Genomic DNA, 20058 nt, shown 5'->3' on the forward strand with positions numbered 1-20058 from the left:
ACTATATCGACGAAATGGGCAGTGGTTTTTCCATCAACCGGGTGCTGCCACCGTAGTCGTTGATCGTGGTGAAACGAACCTTCAGGCCGTCTGCAGCACGGGTTGTCTTCAGTTCGAAGGACTGCTTTTGCATGGGCAATGCCATCAGAGCCGTGTCTATCTTTTCGCCGGTTCCTGTTTTGTAAACTTCCAGGCGGCTGAAGGTGAAGTGGTAAGGCGTGGGGTTGTGAACTTGCAGGTAGGTTTTGCCGTTTTTGCTCGCCAGTGACCACTGCAGGCTATCCAGGTGCTGTTCGGGCACACCTTTTACCTGGCTGGGCCGATAGAACAGCTTGATGCGGGTGCGCAGGGCTATTTTCAGTACATTTTGCAGACCGCTATCGACCTGGGGAATTTCCTGCACATTGAAGTAGAACAGCGATTCGCGATCGTTGGGCAGGTTGTTTGGCAGTGCGTTTATCTTGACCAGCTGCTCGCGTTTGGGGTCGAGCCGGAACAAGGTGGGGGATACGGCAAAAGGCACTGCGGTACTGGTGTCGTCGGCCTCGGTGTTTACCCAGGCCTGTACCGCGTAAGTGGCCTGGCTTGGGTTGGCGACAACCACCGAGCTGCTGTGTTTGTCGCTGGAGTGGACAACACGGGTGGCACTGATGGTCAAGGCCGCTTCACTGGTTGAGGAAAGCGTTGCCAGGCAGGCAAAGCTGAGTACGTACTTGCGCAGCGTGGTTATGGACATGGTGGGGCCGGCATGATAGGCGAAACGGATGAGTCCCCCTGGCAGCGCAGGGGGGGAGAATCAGCGGATGTCGACATTGAATGAGATGTTGCTGTCGATCTGCCCTTCGCTCACCTTCGCAGCGGTGGTGACAAGGCGCGCTGAAAAGACCATGTCGGTGTCGCGAGTGTCTTTCACCTCATAGGCCATCGATTCGGTATTGGGCTTGAGGCGTTTCGTGAGGTCGTTGATTGCCAGACCCAGGCCAGTGGTGTAGCCAAGGCCGTCCCTGAGGGCATAAAGATCGGCATTTGCCGGATCCGCACCGAGGCCCGCCTGGAAGGTGGCGTAGGCATTCTGGGTGCCAGTCACGCAGCTTGCCGGCACGCGCAACGCGAATTCTCTCTTGGTGGTTTCCTGGCCGATTGCATCGAAGTCGAACGTGTTGAAGTTACCCAGGAAGACCACTGGCAGGCTTGGACCGCCTGGGGTAACGACCTCGATAGGGCAGGTGCCAGGCGCACTGACAGAACCATCGAAGTTGATGATGGCTGCCATTGCCGCGCTGCTGCAAAGGCTCAGCGCAAGTACAGATAGTGTTTTTTTCATTGGATGATCCCTGTGTTGAATGGCTGCGAACTCATGTATCTCAGCGCGCAGACAGAGTACGCAGGGCAACACAGGTGGGCTGTAGGCGAAGGCTGCACAATGCGGGGGAAACAGGCTGATCGAAGGGGAGCCATGCCCCTTCGTCTGTGCAGCCCGGGATCAGTGGCGGGTATCGGCTGCCGTCGAAGCCAGCAACTGCTTTTGCTCAAGCCAGTCGAACGGTTCGCCACGCTGTTCGCATTCGTAGCGGCGCTCTTCCAGGGCCTGGTACAGGCTCAGCTCTTCATCCGGCATGAAGTGCAGGCAGTCGCCACCGAAGAACCACAGCAGGTCGCGTGGCACCAGGTGGGCGATTTGCGGGTAGCGCTGGATCACCTGGCAGATCAGGTCCTGGCCCAGGTACTGGCTTTGCAGGGGATCTTGCGGCAGCAGGGTCAGCAGCTCGTCGAAGCGTTCGAGAAACAGGACGTGGCTTTCCTCCGGTACCTGCTCGGCCTCACCCAGGGCTGCCAGGATGGTGCGCAGGTGATTCAGCAGTTGCAGGTGGTATTCCAGATGGGGGTGGCCATGGGGTGGTCCTCGGGGTGGTTGAAACGGGGGCGGAGTATACGCCGGTTGGGGGCGGGTTGGGGAAGGCGGTGGCCGTACCGCCCCCTCAGGCTCCGTCCACCCGGCAGACGGGGCAACGGATCAGCGCACCTTGCCCTGTTCGGGCAGCAACTGCGCTTTGTCGAAGGCATCCACATCGATCACTGCCCGGCGTGCCTGTTCCGCGGCCTGCAGCCGTTGCCCTTCACCCGGCTGCAGTACACCACCCTCTACAGCCGCAGCAATCACTGACTGGCCGGGGGCTGGCCGTACCTTGCCCTCCTTTATCGCCTGATGAAGCGCCTTGTGCAGTGGCGCTGCGTCAGCCAGCAACGCGCAAGCCCGTTGCAGTGCTGCCACCGGGTCGCCCTCGGCCTGCGGCCTGAAGCAACCCGCAAGCAACTCTTCCAGAGCCGGGTCGCCCTTGCTGCGGCCGATCAGCGCCGCGACTTCGGCATCCAGTTCATCGCTGGGCCCGGTATGGCGGCGGCCGAAGGGGAACACCAGGGCCCGTAGTGCGCAGCCGACAAAGCGGTTGGGGAAGTTCTCGAGCAGCCGGTCCAGGGCTGTTTCCGCCTGGCCCAGGCTCTCTTCCATCGCCCAGCGCAGCAAAGGCTGCATGTGTTCCGGTGAGCCCAGGTCGTGATAGCGCTTGAGCGCGGCACTGGACAGGTACAGGTAACTCAGCACATCTCCGAGCCTTGCGCTCAGGCGTTCGCGGCGTTTCAGCGCGCCGCCCAGCAGCATCATCGACAGGTCTGCCAGCATGGCGAAGGCCGCCGCCTGACGGTTGAGGGCGCGGAAGTAGCCTTGGCTGAGGGCATCGCCCGGCACGTTCTCCAGGCGGCCCAGCCCCAGGTTGAACACTAGCGTGCTAGCCGCGTTACCGGCGGCGAACATGATGTGTTTCATCAGCAGATCGTCGAATTCCCGTAGCGCCTGCTCGCGGTCCTCGCGGCCAGCCAGGGCCATTTCCTTGAGCACGAACGGGTGGCAGCGGATGGCGCCCTGGCCGAAGATCATCAGGTTGCGCGAGAGGATGTTGGCGCCTTCGACGGTGATGAAGATCGGCGCGCCTTGCCAGTTGCGCCCCAGGTAATTGTTCGGGCCCATGATGATGGCCTTGCCACCGTGCACGTCCATGGCGTGCTGGATGCACTCGCGGCCGCGTTCGGTGAGGTGGTACTTGAGAATTGCCGACAGCACCGAAGGCTTCTCGCCCAGGTCCACGGCCCTGGCGGTCAGCAGGCGGGCGCTGTCCATCAGCCAGGCATTGCCACCGATGCGGGCCAGGGATTCCTGGATGCCTTCGAAAGCGGCCAAGGGCACATTGAACTGCTCACGGATATTGGCATATTGGCCAGTGACCAGGCTGGTGTACTTGGCGGCCCCGGTACCCACGGCCGGCAGGGAGATCGAGCGACCGACCGACAGGCAGTTCATCAGCATCATCCAGCCCTTGCCGAGCATGGCCTGGCCGCCGATGAGACAGTCCAGCGGCACGAACACGTTCTTGCCGCTGTTGGGGCCGTTCATGAAGGCGGCGCCCAGCGGCAGGTGGCGTTTGCCGATTTCCACGCCCGGGGTGTCGGTGGGGATCAGCGCCAGGCTGATGCCCAACTCTTCTTCCTCGCCCAGCAGGTGGTCCGGATCGTAGGCCTTGAATGCCAGACCCAGCAGGGTAGCGACCGGGCCGAGGGTGATGTAGCGCTTTTCCCAGTTCAGGCGCAGGCCGATGACTTCCTCGCCTTGCCATTGTCCTTTGCAGACGACGCCAGTGTCCGGCATCGCGCCCGCGTCGGAGCCTGCCAGCGGGCCAGTGAGGGCGAAGCAGGGGATTTCCTCGCCGCGGGCCAGGCGCGGCAAGTAATGTCTGCGTTGTTTATCGGTGCCGTAGTGCAGCAGTAGTTCGGCCGGGCCGAGGGAGTTGGGCACCATTACCGTGGAGGCCAGGTCGCCGCTGCGGGTGGCCAGCTTCATTGCCACCTGGGAGTGGGCGTAGGCCGAGAAGCCTTTACCGCCGTATTCCTTGGGAATTATCAGGGCGAAGAAGCCATTCTGCTTGATATGTGCCCAGGCTTCGGGCGGCAGGTCCATGTCCTGGCCGATCTGCCAGTCACTGACCATGGCGCAGAGTGCTTCTGTCGGGCCATCGATGAAGGCCTGTTCTTCCTCGGTCAGCTTCGGCGCCGGGTAATCGAGCAGGATGCGCCAGTCGGGGCGGCCGCTGAACAGTTCGCCGTCCCACCACACGGTGCCAGCATCGATCGCCTCGCGTTCGGTTTGCGACATCGGCGGCAGAGTGCGCTGAAACCAATGGAACACCGGGCCGGTGAATACCTTGCGGCGCCAATCGGGCAAGGCCACCAGGGCGATTTTCAGCGCCAGCACGGCCCAGATCAGCGTCAGCAGCCAGCCGGGTGCATGGCTGAATATACCCATCAGCAGCACATAGGCCGCCATGATGCCCAGTATCTGCAAGGGTTCCAGGCGCCTGTGCGTGAGGTACGCCGCGCCGATCACCAACCCCGCCAACCACAACAGCCACATAGCCCTTCCTCCATGGAAACGGTGTTCGAAGCCTATGCCAAGAGCTTAGACGGCCGCTTGGCAAAGGCTTTACCTGAACAGTGACAAGGTGTGGCTGGAAGCGTTCGCTGCAAGGTATCGAGGGGCAGGCAATCAGGTCTTGTTCCCTCTGGCCACGAAGGCCTCGGCCGTCATCAAGGGTACGGGCACGATGATGTAGGCCCAGTACCAGTTCGTCAGGTCCTCCATTACGCTCTGGATTACGGTGAAGCGGCTGGTCAGGCCGGGCGTAAAGATGCCGGACTTATCAAGTTTTCCGTCACCTGCCATTACTTTCCATTCGGTCAGGTGGGCAGGGGCTTCGGTTTCCTTGCCATTGTTGCTGTAGAACAAGCGCAGCTTCAGACGGCCTTGATCAAGCTCGGCCTTGATGAAGAAATTAGGGGCGATGTTCAGAACCACGAAGGTCGATACAAGGGGAGGCAAGCCAAAACCTGTAAGTACCCGGTCTATTCGCAGCGGCTCTTCGAATGACGTCCTGGTTGCTGTTGGTGCCTCGGTCAGGCTGTTGTCAGCCAGGCGAATTTCCGGCTTGGCTGGTGCCGAGTAATCGCATTTATAGCCATTGGGCTTCAATGAGCCGTGGCCGCGTCCGTCCAATTCCCAGCGGGGTATAGCCGTACCTTGCGGCTGCAGTTCAATCGTGTGTGCAGTGCTGCCGGCGCTGACCGCTGCGACCAGAGGGTCGGCGTGGAAGCTCAGCGGTGCCTGGGGTTGTGCCTGCTCCGCATTGGCGCGCAGGAACCTGTAAGACATCTTGTGAACATGGTTTTGAACTACCTCAATTTTGTCACACAGCACATGGGACGGCGGTAGCAAGAGGAGGGCAAGGTCGGTGAAGTCATTGTAGTAGATCGGGTCTGGCATTTGGGCATGGGGCATATAGACGGCCAGTTGATCCACGGGGGTGTTGTCTTGCGTGGGGTACGTTCCTGTGTCGCTCTTCCCGTTCACGATATAGAGAACGTGAGCCCCTGAACTCGGGTGCTTGCGCAGGTAAAATCGCAATTCATCCAGCAGCCATCGACTTTGTGTGCTGGCTTCGACCTTGTAAGGCTGGAGGATGCGCTGCTCGTCCGGGAGGGCATTGAAACGTTGGCGAAAGATGTCTGCCAGCTCTACGTCAGGCTTAGCCGAGCCAGTGGCCTGTATATAGAAGCTTGAGTCGTTTTTAACTTTCAGCGTCAACGCAGCGCCAGGCCCTGCACAATGCCCGACAAACCCATCCAGGGGGAACTCCTGATAAAGGTATTGCGGTTCGTTCCTGGTAAATGCAACCACTCTTTCAAGGCTTGCCCTGGGTTTGCCACCGAATACCGGTGCGGACCAGATTAAGTTGGCGAAGGACATCATGCGTGAGCAGACCCGCACACGGTCCTGGAGATATTCCACGAAGGGTGTCGCAAGTTCGCAGATCACATGCTCGCTGGTTACACTCCTGAGCCGTTCGTAGTTAATCGTTTCGTGGAGCACGGGTGGCTTCGATCCGATCAATCGCTCGCGCGCGGCATTGATTTTGGCCGCATCGAAAACCACGTGCATGCGCCAGCCGCGCATATCGTGATCGGGTTGAATGGGGGGCATGAGTTTCCTGTTCCATGGTGTGGCCTCGCTGCGCTGGCAAGTGCACTGATTGCAACATCGGCACTGCATTCCAGCTACTGGCAGATTTAGCAGGTAGGCGCTGCCCGGTTGCGCAAGCGTGGTTTCGGCTGCAACCTGAAGGTTGTAGGGTTAGACTCTCCCTTCGTGTTCATTCAGGGATGTCGACATGCTGAAGATCTGGGGCCGCAAGAATTCGAGCAACGTACGCAAGGCGCTGTGGATCGCCCATGAACTGGGCCTGGACTTCGAGTCCATCGACGCTGGCGGCGCCTTCGGCGTGGTCAACGAGCCGCACTACCGCGCCCGCAATCCCAATGGCCTGGTACCGATGCTGGAAGACGGCGACCTGACCCTGTGGGAATCCAATACTATCGTCCGCTACTTGTGCGCCGAGTACGGCACCGAGCAGGGCTGGTACCTCGAAGACCCACGCCAGCGCGCCCTGGCCGACAAGTGGATGGACTGGACCACTTCGTCCTTCGCCGCTCCGTTCCGTCCGCTGTTCTGGGGCCTGTTGCGCACCCCGGAAGACCAGCGCGACTGGGTGGCGATCAACGCTGCGCACAAGCAATGCGCCCAGCTGCTGGCCATTGCCGACGAAGCCCTGGCCAAACAACCGTATCTTTCCGGTGACCAGATCGGCATGGGCGACATCCCACTGGGTAGCTTCATCTATGCCTGGTTCGAAATGCCCATCGAGCGCCCGGCCATGCGTCACCTGGAGGCCTGGTACGAACGCCTCAAGGCCCGTCCGGCCTACCAGGCCGCGGTGATGACCGCGCTGACCTGATCGAACACCACGGCTGTTTCGATAGTCACTATCAATACACATGACTGTACTTGTGCGGCCAGGCCAAGCACCATTGGCCGCACTCACTGCGCCAGTGACTTCGCCTGGCGTGTCCTGCACCTTTTTCTTCGGTAAGTGACCCGCTATGAGTTCCGCCCTGTCCATTCGACAGCTGACCAAGACCTACAGCAATGGCTTTCAGGCCCTCAAAGGCATCGACCTCGATGTTGCCGAAGGCGACTTCTTCGCCTTGCTCGGCCCCAACGGTGCCGGCAAGTCCACCACCATCGGTATTCTCTCCACGCTGGTGAACAAGACCAGCGGCACGGTCAACGTGTTTGGCCACGATCTGGATCGCGAGCCCTCGGCGCTCAAGCGCTGCCTGGGCGTGGTGCCGCAGGAATTCAACTTCAACCAGTTCGAGAAAACCTTCGACATCGTCGTGACCCAGGCCGGCTACTACGGCATTCCGCCCAAGGTGGCGAAGGAGCGCGCCGAGCAGTACCTGACCCAGCTCGGCCTGTGGGACAAGCGCGACGTGCAGTCGCGTTCGCTGTCCGGCGGCATGAAGCGCCGCCTGATGATTGCCCGCGCGCTGATCCACGAGCCGCGCCTGCTGATTCTCGACGAGCCTACCGCCGGTGTGGACATCGAGCTGCGCCGCTCGATGTGGAGCTTTCTCACCGAGCTGAACCAGAAAGGCATCACCATCATCCTCACCACCCACTACCTGGAAGAGGCCGAGCAGCTGTGCCGTAACATCGGCATCATCGACCACGGCACCATCGTCGAGAACACCAGCATGCGCCAGTTGCTGGGCAAGCTGCATGTCGAAACCTTCGTCCTCGACATCAAGCAGGACCTGGCCACTGCACCGACGTTGCAGGGCTACCCGTGCCGGCTGCTGACCCCGCACACCCTGGAAGTGCAGGTGGACAAGGACATCGGCATCACCGCGCTGTTCGGCCAGCTGGCGCTGCAGAACATCGAGGTGCAGAGCCTGCGCAACAAGACCAACCGACTCGAGGAGCTGTTCGTGTCCCTGGTGGAAAAAAACCTGTCGAAGGTGGCCGTATGAGTGTGGAACTGCGCACCAACTGGGTCGCCCTGAACACCATCGTCTACCGCGAAGTGCGGCGCTTCCTGCGCATCTGGCCGCAGACCCTGCTACCGCCGGCAATCACCATGGTCCTGTACTTCGTCATCTTCGGTAACCTCATCGGCCGGCAGATCGGCGACATGGGTGGCTTCACCTACATGGAGTACATCGTGCCAGGGCTGATCATGATGTCGGTGATCACCAACTCCTACGGCAATGTGGTGTCGAGCTTCTTCGGCAGCAAGTTCCAGCGCTCGATCGAGGAGCTGATGGTGTCGCCGGTATCGCCGCACACCATTCTCGTCGGCTATGTGCTGGGTGGCGTGTTGCGCGGCCTGGCGGTGGGCGTGATCGTGACCTTCCTGTCACTGTTCTTCACCCACCTGCAGGTACACCACCTGGGCGTGACCGTAGCCGTGGTGCTGCTGACCGCTACCATCTTCTCGCTGCTGGGGTTCGTCAACGCGGTGTTCGCGCGCAACTTCGACGACATCTCGATCATCCCGACCTTCGTGCTGACGCCGCTGACCTACCTGGGCGGGGTGTTCTACTCGATCAATCTGCTGCCGCCGTTCTGGCAGACCGTGTCGCTGGCCAACCCGGTGCTGCACATGGTCAACTCGTTCCGCTACGGCATCCTAGGGGTGTCGGATATCAGCATTGGCACGGCGATTACCTTCATGCTGGTCGCCACCGCGGTGCTCTACCTGGTGTGCGTGCGCCTGCTGGTCAGCGGCCGCGGCATGCGTGCCTGAGGCCTTGCACCGGCATTGGCGGCGACGCCACTGCCGGCCTACCCACCAGCGCCAGTAGAACATGGTGGTGAAGTAGCCAAGTATGCCCAGCACCACGCCGCACACCACCGAGCCGAGCAGGAAGGGCTGCCACAGCGTCGACAGCTGGTCGGTGATCCACTGGAACGTCAACTCGTCGGGCAGGGTGCGCGGCGGTACCTGCATCAGCCAGGCGCCGGTCATGTAGGTGACGAAGAACACCGGTGGCATGGTCAGCGGGTTGGTCAGCCATACCAGGCTGACCGCGATCGGCAGGTTGCCGCGCAGCGGAATGGCCAGCGCGGCGGCCAGCAGCATCTGCGCCGGCATCGGGATAAGCGCCGCGAACAGGCCGACGCCCATGGCCCTCGCCACCGAATGGCGATTCAGATGCCAGAGGTTCGGGTCGTGCAGCAACTTGCCGAAAAAGCGTAAGGACTTGTGTTCCCGAATACTGGTCGGGTCCGGCATGTAGCGTTTGAAAAGTCGGCGCGGCATGTAGGCTCCCGGAGCGTTTATCCCGGCAGTATGCCCTGATTCCCGCTCAGCCTCGTTTAGAGTTTGTGACAATTGTTGAGCAAGCATTGCCGCCAGTTGGGCTATGCCTCAGAAGGTGATTTCGCTTCTGGAGCTCTACTTCATGCGCACAGGGATGTTGGCGCTCGCGCTCGGGTTATTGTGCCTGGGCTTTCTCCCCGCATTGCCATCGGTCGGATGGCTGATATCGCTGGCTGTCTGCGCTGCCGTCAGCCTGTTTACCCGCGTTTGGCCGTTGGGCTGCTTGCTGCTGGGCTTGTGTTGGGCTTGCTGGTCTGCCCAGCAGGCAATTGATAATCGCCTGGCTGCTGGCCTGGATGGTCGCACCTTGTGGCTGGAGGGGCGGGTGGTCGGCTTGCCGACCAGCACTGCGCAAGGCGTGCGCTTCGAGTTGGAGGCGCCACGTTCACGGCGGGCCGAACTGCCGCAACGTCTGCAACTGAGCTGGTTTGACGGGCCACCACTGCGGGCGGGCGAGCAGTGGCGGCTGGCCGTGACCTTGCAGCGCCCGGCCGGGCTGCTCAACCCGCATGGGCCGGATCGTGAGGCGCAATTGCTGGCGCGGCGGGTCGGTGCCACCGGTACGGTCAAGGCCGGGCAGTTGCTGGCGCCGGTTGCCGGTGGTTGGCGCGACACGCTGCGCCAGCGTCTGCTGGCCGTCGAGGCCAATGACCGGCAGGCAGCGTTGGTGGCACTGGTGCTTGGTGACGGGGCGGGGTTGGCGCGGGAGGACTGGCAAACGTTGCAGGCCACCGGCACGGTGCACTTGCTGGTGATTTCTGGCCAGCACATCGGCCTGGTTGCCGGCTTGCTGTATGGCCTGGTCGCCGGGCTGGCGCGCTGGGGCCTGTGGCCGGCACGGTTGCCGTGGTTACCTTGGGCTTGCAGTCTGGCCATGGCCGCAGCGTTGGCCTACGGCTGGCTGGCCGGTGCAGGCGTGCCGGTGCAGCGGGCCTGCCTGATGCTGGCCGTGGTGTTGCTCTGGCGCCTGCGTTATCGCCACCTGGGTGCAACACTGCCGCTGTTGCTGGCGCTGATCGCGGTGCTGCTGGTCGAACCGTTGGCGGCGCTGTTGCCCGGGTTCTGGTTGTCGTTTACTGCAGTGGCCACGCTTGTCTATTGCTTCAGCGCCCGCTTGGGCGGCTGGCGGCCATGGCAGGCCTGGACGCGGGCGCAATGGGTGATGGCCATCGGTTTGCTGCCTGTGCTGTTGGCCACGGGCTTGCCAGTGAGCCTGAGTGCGCCGCTGGCCAACCTCGTGGCGGTGCCGTGGATCAGCCTGGCGGTGTTGCCTTTGGCGTTGCTGGGTACGTTACTGCTGCCGTTGGGTGGGTTAGGGGAGGCGGTGCTCTGGTTGGCAGGTGGCCTGCTGGATCTACTGTTCCAGCTGCTGGCGCTGGTGGCGCAGCAACGGCCTGCATGGGTGCCGCCGGCCTTGCCATTGTGGGCCTGGCTGCTGGTCTGCCTGGGTGCGCTGCTGGTTTTGATGCCCCATGGCGTACCCCTGCGCGGGTTGGGGGGCGTGATGCTACTGGCGCTGTGGGTGCCCCGGGAGACGGTACCGTTCGGCCAGGTCGAGGTCTGGCAGCTGGACGTCGGCCAAGGCTTGGCGGTGCTGTTGCGTACCCGCCATCGCAACATGCTGTACGACGCCGGGCCGGCCAGAGGCGAGAGCGACCTGGGCGAGCGGGTGGTGTTGCCGACCTTGCGCAAGCTGGGCGTGGGTAGCCTGGATTTGATGCTGGTCAGTCATGCCCATGCCGATCATGCCGGTGGTGCTGGCGCAATCCAGCGTGGTCTGCCGGTCAACCGGGTGGTCGGTGGCGAAGTGCTGGAAGACATCCAACTGCAACCTTGTGCCAGTGGCGAGCAATGGACGTGGGATGGCGTGCGCTTTTCGCTGTGGCGCTGGGCTGATGGGCGCAGCAGCAATGACCGCTCTTGTGTGCTGTTGGTCGAGGCGCGGGGGGAGCGGTTGTTGCTGGCGGGGGATATGGAAGCCGGTGCCGAGCGGGCCTGGCTGGCGGCCCACGAAGTACCGCGTATCGACTGGTTGCAGTCGCCGCACCATGGCAGCCGCAGTTCGTCCAGCGAGGCCTTCATCCGCGCCACGGCACCGCGCGGGGTGCTGATTTCGCGGGGGCGCAACAATAGCTTCGGGCACCCGCATGCGCAGGTGGTCGAGCGTTATCGGCGGCATGGGATGGTGATACATGACACGGCCGAGCAAGGGGCGTTGCGGTTGGTGCTGGGGAGGCAGGGGGAAGTTGAGGGGGTGAGGGAGCAGCGGCGGTTTTGGCGGGTTCGGGCACCGTGAGGTGCATTGGCTTGCAGGTGCTTGCCATTACATTTCCAGCGCCTGTCGTGGCGAGCACCTGCCGGCCCTGATGCCAACCCAAGGCATACCCATCTGGCCTCCACCAATTCCCTGACCTCCGGCAGATGAGCCCCCGGCGCGCCTATGGTAGAGTGGCGGCCTTTTTCCGAAGGGGCGTTTACTGTGTGGGAATTGGTCAAGTCCGGTGGTTGGATGATGCTGCCGATCATTCTGAGCTCCATCGCTGCCATGGCTATCGTCGTCGAGCGCCTGTGGACCCTGCGCGTCAGCCGCGTCACCCCGCCGCACCTGCTCGGCCAGGTGTGGATATGGATCAAGGACAAGCAACTGACCAGTGACAAGCTCAAGGCGCTGCGCGCCGATTCGCCACTGGGCGAAATCCTCGCCGCCGGCCTGGCCAACTCACGCCATGGCCGCGAAATCATGAAGGAATGCATCGAGGAGGCCGCCTCGCGCGTCATCCACGAACTCGAACGCTACATCAGCACTCTCGGCACCATCGCCGCCATGGCCCCGCTGCTGGGCCTGCTGGGCACCGTGCTGGGCATGATCGACATCTTCAGCGCCTTCATGGGCTCGCAGATGACTGCCAACGCCGCCGTGCTGGCCGGTGGTATCTCCAAGGCCCTGGTCACCACCGCGGCCGGCCTGATGGTCGGTATCCCGGCGGTGTTCTTCCACCGTTTCCTGCTGCGCCGCATCGACGAGCTGGTGGTGGGCATGGAGCAGGAGGCGATCAAGCTGGTGGAAGTGATCCAGGGTGACCGTGAAGTGGAAGTGGCCGGAGGCAAGGCGTGAAGTTCCGGCGCAATCGCCAGCGGGAAAACGTCGACATCAACCTGGCGTCGCTGATTGACGTGGTGTTCGTCCTGCTGCTGTTCTTCGTGGTCACTACCACCTTCACCCGCGAGACCCAACTGCGCGTCGAGCTGCCCGAAGCCGCCAGCGCCGAGCAGGCGCCACCCGACCAGGGCAAGCTGGTGGAGATCACCATCAGCGCCGAAGGCGTGTACTCGGTGAACAACCACCTGCTGCCCAAGAGCGACCTGGCTACCCTGAGCGAAGCGATCGAGCGTGAGTCGGGCGGCGACAACAAGCTGCCGCTGGCCATCAGTGCCGACGGCAAGACCCCGCACCAGGCGGTGGTCACCGCGATGGATGCCGCCGGCAAGCTCGGTTTCAGCCAGTTGCGCATGACCACCGTCGAGGCGGCCCAGGGCACGCCTTGATGGCCTTCGCCGACCGTCTGCTCGCCGCCTGGTACGCCGGGCACCCGGCCTTGGCGCTGCTGCGCCCGCTGGAGGCGCTGTATCGCCGTGTGGTCACGCGCAAGCGGGCGCGTTTTCTCAGTGGCGAAAGTGCCAGCTACCGGGCCCCGGTGCCGGTCATCGTGGTGGGTAACATCACCGTGGGTGGTACCGGCAAGACGCCGATGATCCTTTGGCTGATCGAGCACTGCCGGCAGCAGGGGCTGAAGGTGGGCGTGGTCAGCCGTGGCTATGGCGCCAGGCCGCCGCAGCTACCCTGGCGCGTGCGGGCCGATCAGGCGGCCGGGCAGGCCGGCGACGAACCACTGCTGATCGTGCAGCGCACCGGCGTGCCGCTGATGATCGACCCCGACCGCTCCCGCGCCGTGCAGGCACTGCTGGCCAGCGAACCCCTCGACCTGATCCTGTGTGACGACGGCATGCAGCACTACCGCCTGGCACGCGACCTGGAGCTGGTGCTGATCGATGCCGCCCGTGGCCTGGGCAATGGCCGCTGCCTGCCGGCGGGGCCGTTGCGTGAGCCGGCCGAGCGCCTGCACGAGGCTGATGCGGTGCTGTTCAACGGCGCCAGCGCAGACCGCGCCGATGGCTTCGGCTTCCGCCTGCAGCCGTCCGCCCTGGTCAACCTGCGCAGTGGCGAGCGGCGCGCGCTTGACCACTTCCCCGCAGGCCAACGCCTGCACGCGGTGGCCGGTATCGGCAACCCGCAACGTTTCTTCAATACCCTGCTGGGGCTAAACTGGCAGCCGGTGCCGCATCCCTTTGCCGACCACGCGCAGTTCAGTGCCCAGAGCCTGGCCTTCAACCCGCCGCTGCCGTTGGTCATGACCGAGAAGGATGCGGTGAAATGCCGGGCCTTCGCCGCTGACGACTGGTGGTACCTGGCCGTCGAGGCGCAGCCTACGCCGGCTTTCAGCGCCTGGTTCGACAACCAGTTGCAACGCTTGCTGCGCAAGCCCTGAGCCCGTTTTCAATTTCCGGCCACCTGGCCTAAAGGAAGTCTCCAATGGACACCAAACTGCTCGATATCCTGGCCTGCCCGATCACCAAGGGCCCGCTCAAGCTCAGTGCCGACAAGACCGAGCTGATCAGCAAGGGCGCGGGCCTGGCCTACCCGATCCGCGATGGCATCCCGGTCATGCTGGAAAGCGAGGCACGTACCCTGACCGACGAAGAGCGTCTGGACAAATGAGCCTGGATTTCACCGTGGTGATCCCCGCCCGGCTGCGCTCCACGCGCCTGCCGGGCAAGCCATTGCTGCCGATCGCCGGCAAGCCGATGGTGCAGCATGTGTGGGAACAGGCGCGCAAGAGCGGTGCCAGCCGTGTGGTCATCGCCACCGACGATGCCAGCATCCTCGAAGCCTGCCAGGCCTTCGGCGCCGAAGTGCTGATGACCCGTGCCGACCATGAGTCCGGCACCGACCGTCTGGCCGAAGTGGCCGCACATCTGGGCCTGCCGGCCGATGCCATCGTGGTCAACGTGCAGGGCGACGAGCCGTTGATCCCGCCGGTGATCATCGACCAGGTGGCGGCCAATCTGGCGGCCCACCCGGAAGCCGGCATCGCCACCCTGGCCGAACCGGTCCATGAGCCGGAAACCGTATTCAACCCCAACGCGGTCAAGGTAGTCAGCGACAAGAACGGCCTGGCCCTGACTTTCAGCCGCGCGCCGCTGCCCTGGGCCCGCGATGCGTTTGCCAAGGACCGCAACGCGCTGCCAGAAGGCGTGCCGTATCGTCGGCACATCGGCATGTACGCTTACCGCGTCGGCTTCCTGCAGGACTTCGTCAGCTGGGGCCCGTGCTGGCTCGAACAGACCGAAGCGCTGGAGCAGCTGCGTGCCCTGTGGCATGGCGTGCGCATCCACGTCGAAGACGCCATCGAGGCGCCTGCCGTGGGTGTGGATACCCCTGAAGACCTGGAGCGCGTGCGGCGCTTGCTGGAGGCCTGATGCGCGTCCTGTTCGTCTGCCTTGGCAACATCTGCCGTTCGCCCACCGCCGAAGGCGTGCTGCGCCATCAATTGCAGGCTGCCGGGCTTGCCGACCGGGTACATGTGGCCTCGGCCGGCACCGGCGACTGGCACGTTGGCAAGGCGCCTGACAGCCGCACCTGCAAGGCGGCGCTGGCGCGCGGGTACGACCTGTCGCAGCAGCGCGCCCAGCAGGTCAAGGCGGCGCATTTTGCCGAGTACGACCTGATTCTGGCCATGGACGAGAGCAACCTCGGCCACTTGCGTGCGATGCGCCCGCACACGGCAGTGGCGGAGCTCGACCTGTTCCTGCGCCGCTATGGCGCAGCGCTGGATGAAGTACCAGACCCGTACTACGGCGGGGCCGACGGCTTCGAGCAGGTGCTCGACCTGGTTGAAGCGGCGTGCCAGGCGCTGGTGCTGGAAATCAAGGGGCGGCTATGACAGTGCAGTGGCAGGAGCAGGTATCGCTCAAGCCGTACAACACCTTTGGCATCGATGTGAAGGCGCGCTATTTCAGCCCGGCACATGATGACCAGGAGGTGCGCCAGGCATTGAGCCAGGCGCAGCAACGCGGCTTGCCGGTGCTGGTGATTGGCGGCGGTAGCAATTTGCTGCTGACCGGTGATATCGACGCGTTGGTTCTGCACATGGCCAGCCGTGGCCGGCGTGTGCTCAGCGACGATGGCGAACGTATCGTGGTCGAGGCCGAGGCTGGTGAGCCGTGGCACCCATTCGTGCAGTGGACTCTGGCGCAGGGATATTGCGGGCTGGAGAACCTCAGCCTGATCCCTGGCACCGTGGGCGCCGCGCCGATGCAGAACGTGGGCGCCTATGGGGTGGAAATCAAGGACGTGTTCGTCGGCCTGACCGCCCTGCACCGCGAGACCGGCGAGTTGCGTGACTTCGGCCTGGCGGAATGTGCCTTCGGGTATCGCGACAGCCTGTTCAAGCGCAACCCCGGGCGTTGGTTGATCCTGCGTGTGCGCTTTGCCTTGCATCGCACGTTGCAGGCCCGCCTGGACTACGGCCCGGTGCGCCAGCGCCTGGCAGAGCAAGGCGTGACCGAGCCGACCGCACAGGCGATCAGCGAGGCGATCTGCAGCATTCGCCGCGAGAAGCTGCCAGACCCGGCTGAGCTGGGTAATGCCGGGAGCTTCTTCAAGAACCCGGTGGTATCGGCTGAACAGGTCGAGCGTATTCGTGCGCAATACCCGGGGGTGGTGGCTTATCCCCAGGCCGATGGCCAGGTGAAGCTGGCGGCGGGCTGGTTGATCGAACAGGCTGGCTGGAAGGGCTATCGCGAGGGGGATGCCGGAGTGCATCGTTTGCAGTCGCTGGTGCTGGTCAACTATGGCCAGGCGAGCGGGGCGCAGATGCATGCGCTGGCACGGCGGATCCAGGCCGATATCCTCGAGCGGTTCGGGGTCGAGCTGGAGATGGAGCCTAACCTCTACTGATTCATTGCCTGGGCTGGCCCTTTCGCGGCTAAAGCCGCTCCCACAGGGACCTCACAGGGCCTGAGGGTAGTGAGGTCCCTGTGGGAGCGGGTTTACCCGCGAAGAGGTCGGTACAGGCAAAACGCCTAGCCAAGAAAAAGCCCCGCCAGTTTGCACTGGCGGGGCTTTTTCATTCAGCCTTGGCTATCAACCGTGATGAGGCTTGTGCTCATCGGCGGCTTCCAGGGCTGGCTCGGCGGCTGCAGCAGCTTCCTGCGCGGCTTTGGCGGCAGCCTCGGCCTCGCGCTTGCGGCGACGCACTTCACGCGGGTCGTTCGGCGCGCGGCCGTTGGCCAGCATGACAGTGGCAGGCTCCACCGCCGCAGGGGCTTCGACCGGTGCAGGCTCGACGACCACTGGGGCAGGCTCGGCCACCACTTCTGGCTGGGCTTCGACAACCGGGGCAGGTTGCTCGGCAACCGGAGCAGCTTCGACCACGGCCGGGGCCTGTTCGATTTCACCGGCCTCGACGGCGGGTGCTTCTACCGGTGCTTCGGCAAGCACCGCCGGCTCGGCAACAGGTGCCGCCTCAACCACCGGCTGTGGAACGACTTCGACCACCGGCTCGGCAGTTGCCTCGATCACGGCCACAGGCTCGCTGACCGGCTGCTCGACCACCGGGGCCACGGCCACTTCTTCAGCCTTGGCGGCAGCTTCGACCTGCTCGACCTTCTCAGCCTGCTCGACCGGCTGGGCGACTTCGGCGGTGGCAAGCTCGGCCTGCTGGTTGGCCTGGGCTTCGGCGTCGGCGCTGATGTTGCTGCTGGCGACAGCGGCTGTCACGGCCAGGCCTGCGGCCAGTTCTGCACCCAGCTCGGTGGCCTGGTGCGGTTGTGGCTGCTCTTCGCCGCCTTCTTCTTCGCTGCCGTCGATCAGTTCGCCATTGGCGTTGCGCTGACGCTCACGACGGTTGCTGCGACGACGCTGGCCACGGGAGCGGCGGCGCGGGCGCTCGCCATCGGTGCCTTCCTGTTCGTCCTGCAGCAGTTCTTCGTTCGGCAGTTGCTCTTCGGCCAGTTCGGCAGCCTGCTCGGCGGCTTCTTCGGCTACGCGTGGCTGACGCTCCTCGCGTGGTGGGCGTGGGGCGCGTTCTTCGCGTGGAGCACGCTCTTCACGAGGTGCACGTTCCTCACGAGGTGCGCGCTCTTCACGTGGGGCACGTTCTTCACGTGGAGCACGTTCTTCGCGAGGTGCGCGTTCTTCACGCGGTGCACGTTCTTCACGCGGTGCACGTTCTTCACGCGGTGCACGTTCTTCACGTGGTGCGCGTTCTTCGCGTGGAGCACGTTCTTCACGGGCTACACGTTCCTCGCGCGGCTGACGTTCTTCACGTTCGGCAGGGGTGGCGTCCAGTGGCTCGCGCAGTTCGCGCACGCGCTCTTCGCCACGGTTGCCGCGGCGGTCTTCGCGTGGCTGGCGTGGTGCACGCTCTTCGCGTGGCGCACGCTCTTCGCGCGGGGCACGTTCCTCACGTGGCTGGCGCTCTTCGCGCGGCGTGCGCTCGGCACGTTCTTCACGTGGCTTGCGCTCTTCGTCGCGGCGGCCGTTGCGGTTGCGGGTCTGTTGGCGGCCGTTGCGGCGCTCTTCGTTGCGTGGGCTGCGCTCGGTGGCCGGTTTCTCGGCGGCGGTGACAACCGGCGCGGCAGCAGGCTCTTCCTTGGCGGCGAACAGGCTTACCAGCGACTTCACCAGGCCCTTGAACAGGCTTGGCTCCGGAGCGGCCGGGGCAGGTGCGACCGGGGCAGGCTGCGGCTCTTCAACAGCGGCTGGTACCGGCGCGTTGGCGCGGGCCGGGGCGGTCTTGACCGCAGCTTCCTGGCGTACCAGCGTGCGGGTGGCGGTCGGCTGCGGCGCTTCTTCGGTTTCGGCGGCGGCGATCTCGTAGCTGGACTGGTTGCTCAGCACTTCCGGGTTGTCGTCGCGCAGGCGCTGGACTTCGAAGTGCGGGGTTTCCAGGTGATCGTTCGGCAGGATGATGATGCGCGCACGGGTACGCAGTTCGATCTTGGTGATCGAGTTGCGCTTCTCGTTGAGCAGGAAGGCAGCCACCGGGATTGGCACCTGGGCGCGAACTTCGGCGGTGCGGTCCTTCAGGGCTTCTTCTTCGATCAGGCGCAGGATGGCCAGCGACAGCGATTCGACGTCACGGATAATGCCGGTGCCGGAGCAGCGTGGGCAGACGATGCCGCTGCTTTCGCCCAGCGACGGGCGCAGGCGCTGGCGGGACATTTCCAGCAGGCCGAAGCGCGAGATGCGGCCGACCTGGACGCGGGCGCGGTCGGCTTCCAGGCACTCGCGAACACGTTCTTCAACGGCGCGCTGGTTTTTCGCCGGGGTCATGTCGATGAAGTCGATGACGATCAGGCCGCCGATGTCACGCAGGCGCAGCTGGCGGGCGATTTCCTCGGCCGCTTCCAGGTTGGTCTGCAGGGCGGTTTCTTCGATGTCGCTGCCTTTGGTGGCGCGCGCCGAGTTGATGTCGATGGACACCAGGGCTTCGGTCGGGTCGATCACGATCGAGCCACCGGACGGCAGGTCGACCACGCGCTGGAAGGCGGTTTCGATCTGGCTTTCGATCTGGAAGCGGTTGAACAGCGGCACGCTGTCTTCGTACAGCTTGACCTTGCTGGCGTACTGCGGCATCACCTGGCGGATGAAGGTCAGGGCTTCTTCCTGGGCATCGATGCTGTCGATCAGCACTTCACCGATGTCCTGGCGCAGGTAGTCGCGGATGGCGCGGATGATGACGTTGCTTTCCTGGTAGATCAGGAATGGCGCGGCGCGGTCCTGGGACGCTTCCTTGATGGCGGTCCACAGTTGCAGCAGGTAGTCGAGGTCCCACTGCATTTCTTCGCTGCTGCGGCCAAGGCCGGCAGTGCGCACGATCAGGCCCATGTCGCCCGGTACGGTCAGGCCGTTCAGGGCTTCACGCAGTTCGTTGCGCTCTTCGCCTTCGATGCGGCGGGAGATGCCACCGGCGCGCGGATTGTTCGGCATCAGCACCAGGTAGCGGCCGGCCAGGCTGATGAAGGTGGTGAGGGCGGCGCCTTTGTTGCCACGCTCTTCCTTCTCGACCTGGACGATGACTTCCTGGCCTTCGCTCAGTACTTCCTTGATGTTGACCCGCCCTTCGGGGGTTTTCTTGAAGTATTCGCGGGAGATTTCTTTCAGCGGCAGGAAGCCGTGACGTTCGGAGCCGAAGTCGACGAAGGCGGCTTCGAGGCTGGGTTCGATGCGGGTGATCTTGCCTTTGTAGATGTTGGCCTTTTTCTGCTCGCGCGCGCCGGACTCGATGTCCAGGTCGTAGAGACGTTGGCCGTCCACCAGGGCTACACGCAACTCTTCGGGTTGAGTCGCGTTAATCAGCATTCTTTTCATGTTGTACCGTCGGTTTCCGGGCTGCCGGAAACGGCGTTCGGCACACACGACGTCTCATGGTCGGTGCCAAGGTGCGCAAAGGGTGGCCGGGCCACCCCCGTGTCGAGCAACGTTCGGCACCAGCCGGTTGCCCAGCCTGCCGTTGTCGCGACGACGCGTCCTGTTTGCTGCGGTGCCAACAAGGCCCCGGTGGCTTCGAATTGGAATCCGAATCAACCAAGCGGGCCTTGTGCACTCAGTCAGGAGGAGGAATCAACCGTCAGCCGTGGACGCCCGGGGGCATCTGTTCAGGACCTT

At 63.7% G+C, this 20058-nt stretch carries 17 protein-coding genes and 1 pseudogene; 11 read left to right on the forward strand and 7 right to left on the reverse strand.

From position 1 onward, the window contains the following. Window position 1: 1 nt before the first annotated feature. The 5 genes from MKK04_RS07190 to MKK04_RS07210 form a co-directional block, all read right to left on the reverse strand. Entirely contained in the window at window positions 2–736 is a 735-nt protein-coding gene (locus MKK04_RS07190; RefSeq protein ID WP_207832233.1) for a fimbrial biogenesis chaperone, read from the reverse strand. Window positions 737–796: 60 nt separating this feature from the next. After that, the gene (locus MKK04_RS07195) at window positions 797–1324 is read right to left on the reverse strand and encodes a fimbrial protein (RefSeq protein WP_233694403.1); all 528 of its coding nucleotides are present in this window, start codon (window positions 1322–1324) and stop codon (window positions 797–799) included. A 159-nt stretch (window positions 1325–1483) separates the two neighbouring features. After that, entirely contained in the window at window positions 1484–1879 is a 396-nt protein-coding gene (locus tag MKK04_RS07200; RefSeq protein ID WP_241106790.1) for a PA2817 family protein, read from the reverse strand. Between the two features lie 135 nt (window positions 1880–2014). After that, a complete protein-coding gene (locus tag MKK04_RS07205; protein WP_241106409.1) occupies window positions 2015–4462 on the reverse strand; it encodes an acyl-CoA dehydrogenase in 2448 nt (815 codons plus the stop codon). Window positions 4463–4594: 132 nt separating this feature from the next. Then, on the reverse strand, window positions 4595–6085 hold the full coding sequence (locus MKK04_RS07210) for a hypothetical protein (RefSeq protein WP_241106410.1): 1491 nt from the start codon (window positions 6083–6085) through the stop codon (window positions 4595–4597). 187 nt (window positions 6086–6272) lie between these two features. Between MKK04_RS07210 and MKK04_RS07215 the strand changes: the two genes are divergently transcribed. From MKK04_RS07215 to MKK04_RS07225, 3 genes are all read left to right on the forward strand, one after another. Next, window positions 6273–6896 carry a glutathione S-transferase gene (locus MKK04_RS07215; RefSeq protein WP_207832223.1) on the forward strand — a complete coding sequence of 208 codons (624 nt, stop codon included), beginning with the start codon at window positions 6273–6275 and terminating at the stop codon, window positions 6894–6896. A 145-nt stretch (window positions 6897–7041) separates the two neighbouring features. Further along, window positions 7042–7974, forward strand: coding sequence for an ABC transporter ATP-binding protein (locus MKK04_RS07220; RefSeq protein ID WP_207832221.1), 933 nt, complete (start codon window positions 7042–7044; stop codon window positions 7972–7974). Further along, on the forward strand, window positions 7971–8750 hold the full coding sequence (locus tag MKK04_RS07225; protein ID WP_085625335.1) for an ABC transporter permease: 780 nt from the start codon (window positions 7971–7973) through the stop codon (window positions 8748–8750). Before MKK04_RS07220 ends, MKK04_RS07225 begins: the two co-directional genes overlap by 4 nt. A 9-nt stretch (window positions 8751–8759) precedes the next feature. On the opposite strand, the pseudogene MKK04_RS07230 reads toward MKK04_RS07225, so the two are convergent. Continuing rightward, a pseudogene (locus MKK04_RS07230) lies at window positions 8760–9266 on the reverse strand (DUF2062 domain-containing protein); the annotation flags it as partial. 142 nt (window positions 9267–9408) lie between these two features. On the opposite strand from MKK04_RS07230, the gene MKK04_RS07235 reads away from it, so the two are divergent. From MKK04_RS07235 to murB, 8 genes are all read left to right on the forward strand, one after another. Continuing rightward, a complete protein-coding gene (locus tag MKK04_RS07235) occupies window positions 9409–11622 on the forward strand; it encodes a DNA internalization-related competence protein ComEC/Rec2 (protein WP_241106411.1) in 2214 nt (737 codons plus the stop codon). A gap of 183 nt (window positions 11623–11805) precedes the next feature. After that, entirely contained in the window at window positions 11806–12441 is a 636-nt protein-coding gene (locus MKK04_RS07240) for a MotA/TolQ/ExbB proton channel family protein (protein WP_003259970.1), read from the forward strand. Next, complete coding sequence (locus MKK04_RS07245) at window positions 12438–12872, forward strand: ExbD/TolR family protein (protein WP_046617071.1); 435 nt, start codon at window positions 12438–12440, stop codon at window positions 12870–12872. The genes MKK04_RS07240 and MKK04_RS07245 overlap by 4 nt, the downstream gene beginning before the upstream one ends. Continuing rightward, entirely contained in the window at window positions 12872–13873 is a 1002-nt protein-coding gene (gene lpxK / locus MKK04_RS07250) for a tetraacyldisaccharide 4'-kinase (RefSeq protein WP_207832215.1), read from the forward strand. The genes MKK04_RS07245 and lpxK overlap by 1 nt, the downstream gene beginning before the upstream one ends. A 44-nt stretch (window positions 13874–13917) precedes the next feature. Continuing rightward, a complete protein-coding gene (locus MKK04_RS07255; protein ID WP_011532874.1) occupies window positions 13918–14103 on the forward strand; it encodes a Trm112 family protein in 186 nt (61 codons plus the stop codon). Then, window positions 14100–14864, forward strand: a complete 765-nt coding sequence (gene kdsB, locus MKK04_RS07260; RefSeq protein ID WP_207832213.1) for a 3-deoxy-manno-octulosonate cytidylyltransferase — start codon at window positions 14100–14102, stop codon at window positions 14862–14864. Before MKK04_RS07255 ends, kdsB begins: the two co-directional genes overlap by 4 nt. Continuing rightward, the gene (locus tag MKK04_RS07265; RefSeq protein ID WP_063911712.1) at window positions 14864–15328 is read left to right on the forward strand and encodes a low molecular weight protein-tyrosine-phosphatase; all 465 of its coding nucleotides are present in this window, start codon (window positions 14864–14866) and stop codon (window positions 15326–15328) included. The genes kdsB and MKK04_RS07265 overlap by 1 nt, the downstream gene beginning before the upstream one ends. After that, window positions 15325–16344, forward strand: coding sequence for a UDP-N-acetylmuramate dehydrogenase (murB, locus tag MKK04_RS07270; RefSeq protein WP_241106412.1), 1020 nt, complete (start codon window positions 15325–15327; stop codon window positions 16342–16344). Before MKK04_RS07265 ends, murB begins: the two co-directional genes overlap by 4 nt. Window positions 16345–16530: 186 nt before the next feature. Here the strand turns inward: murB and rne are convergent, their stop codons facing one another. Continuing rightward, window positions 16531–19761: a ribonuclease E gene (rne, locus tag MKK04_RS07275; RefSeq protein ID WP_241106413.1), complete on the reverse strand. Its 3231-nt coding sequence runs from the start codon at window positions 19759–19761 to the stop codon at window positions 16531–16533. Window positions 19762–20058: the final 297 nt, after the last annotated feature.

It is taken from the genome of Pseudomonas sp. LS.1a (genome assembly GCF_022533585.1).
In the GTDB taxonomy this organism is placed as follows: domain Bacteria; phylum Pseudomonadota; class Gammaproteobacteria; order Pseudomonadales; family Pseudomonadaceae; genus Aquipseudomonas.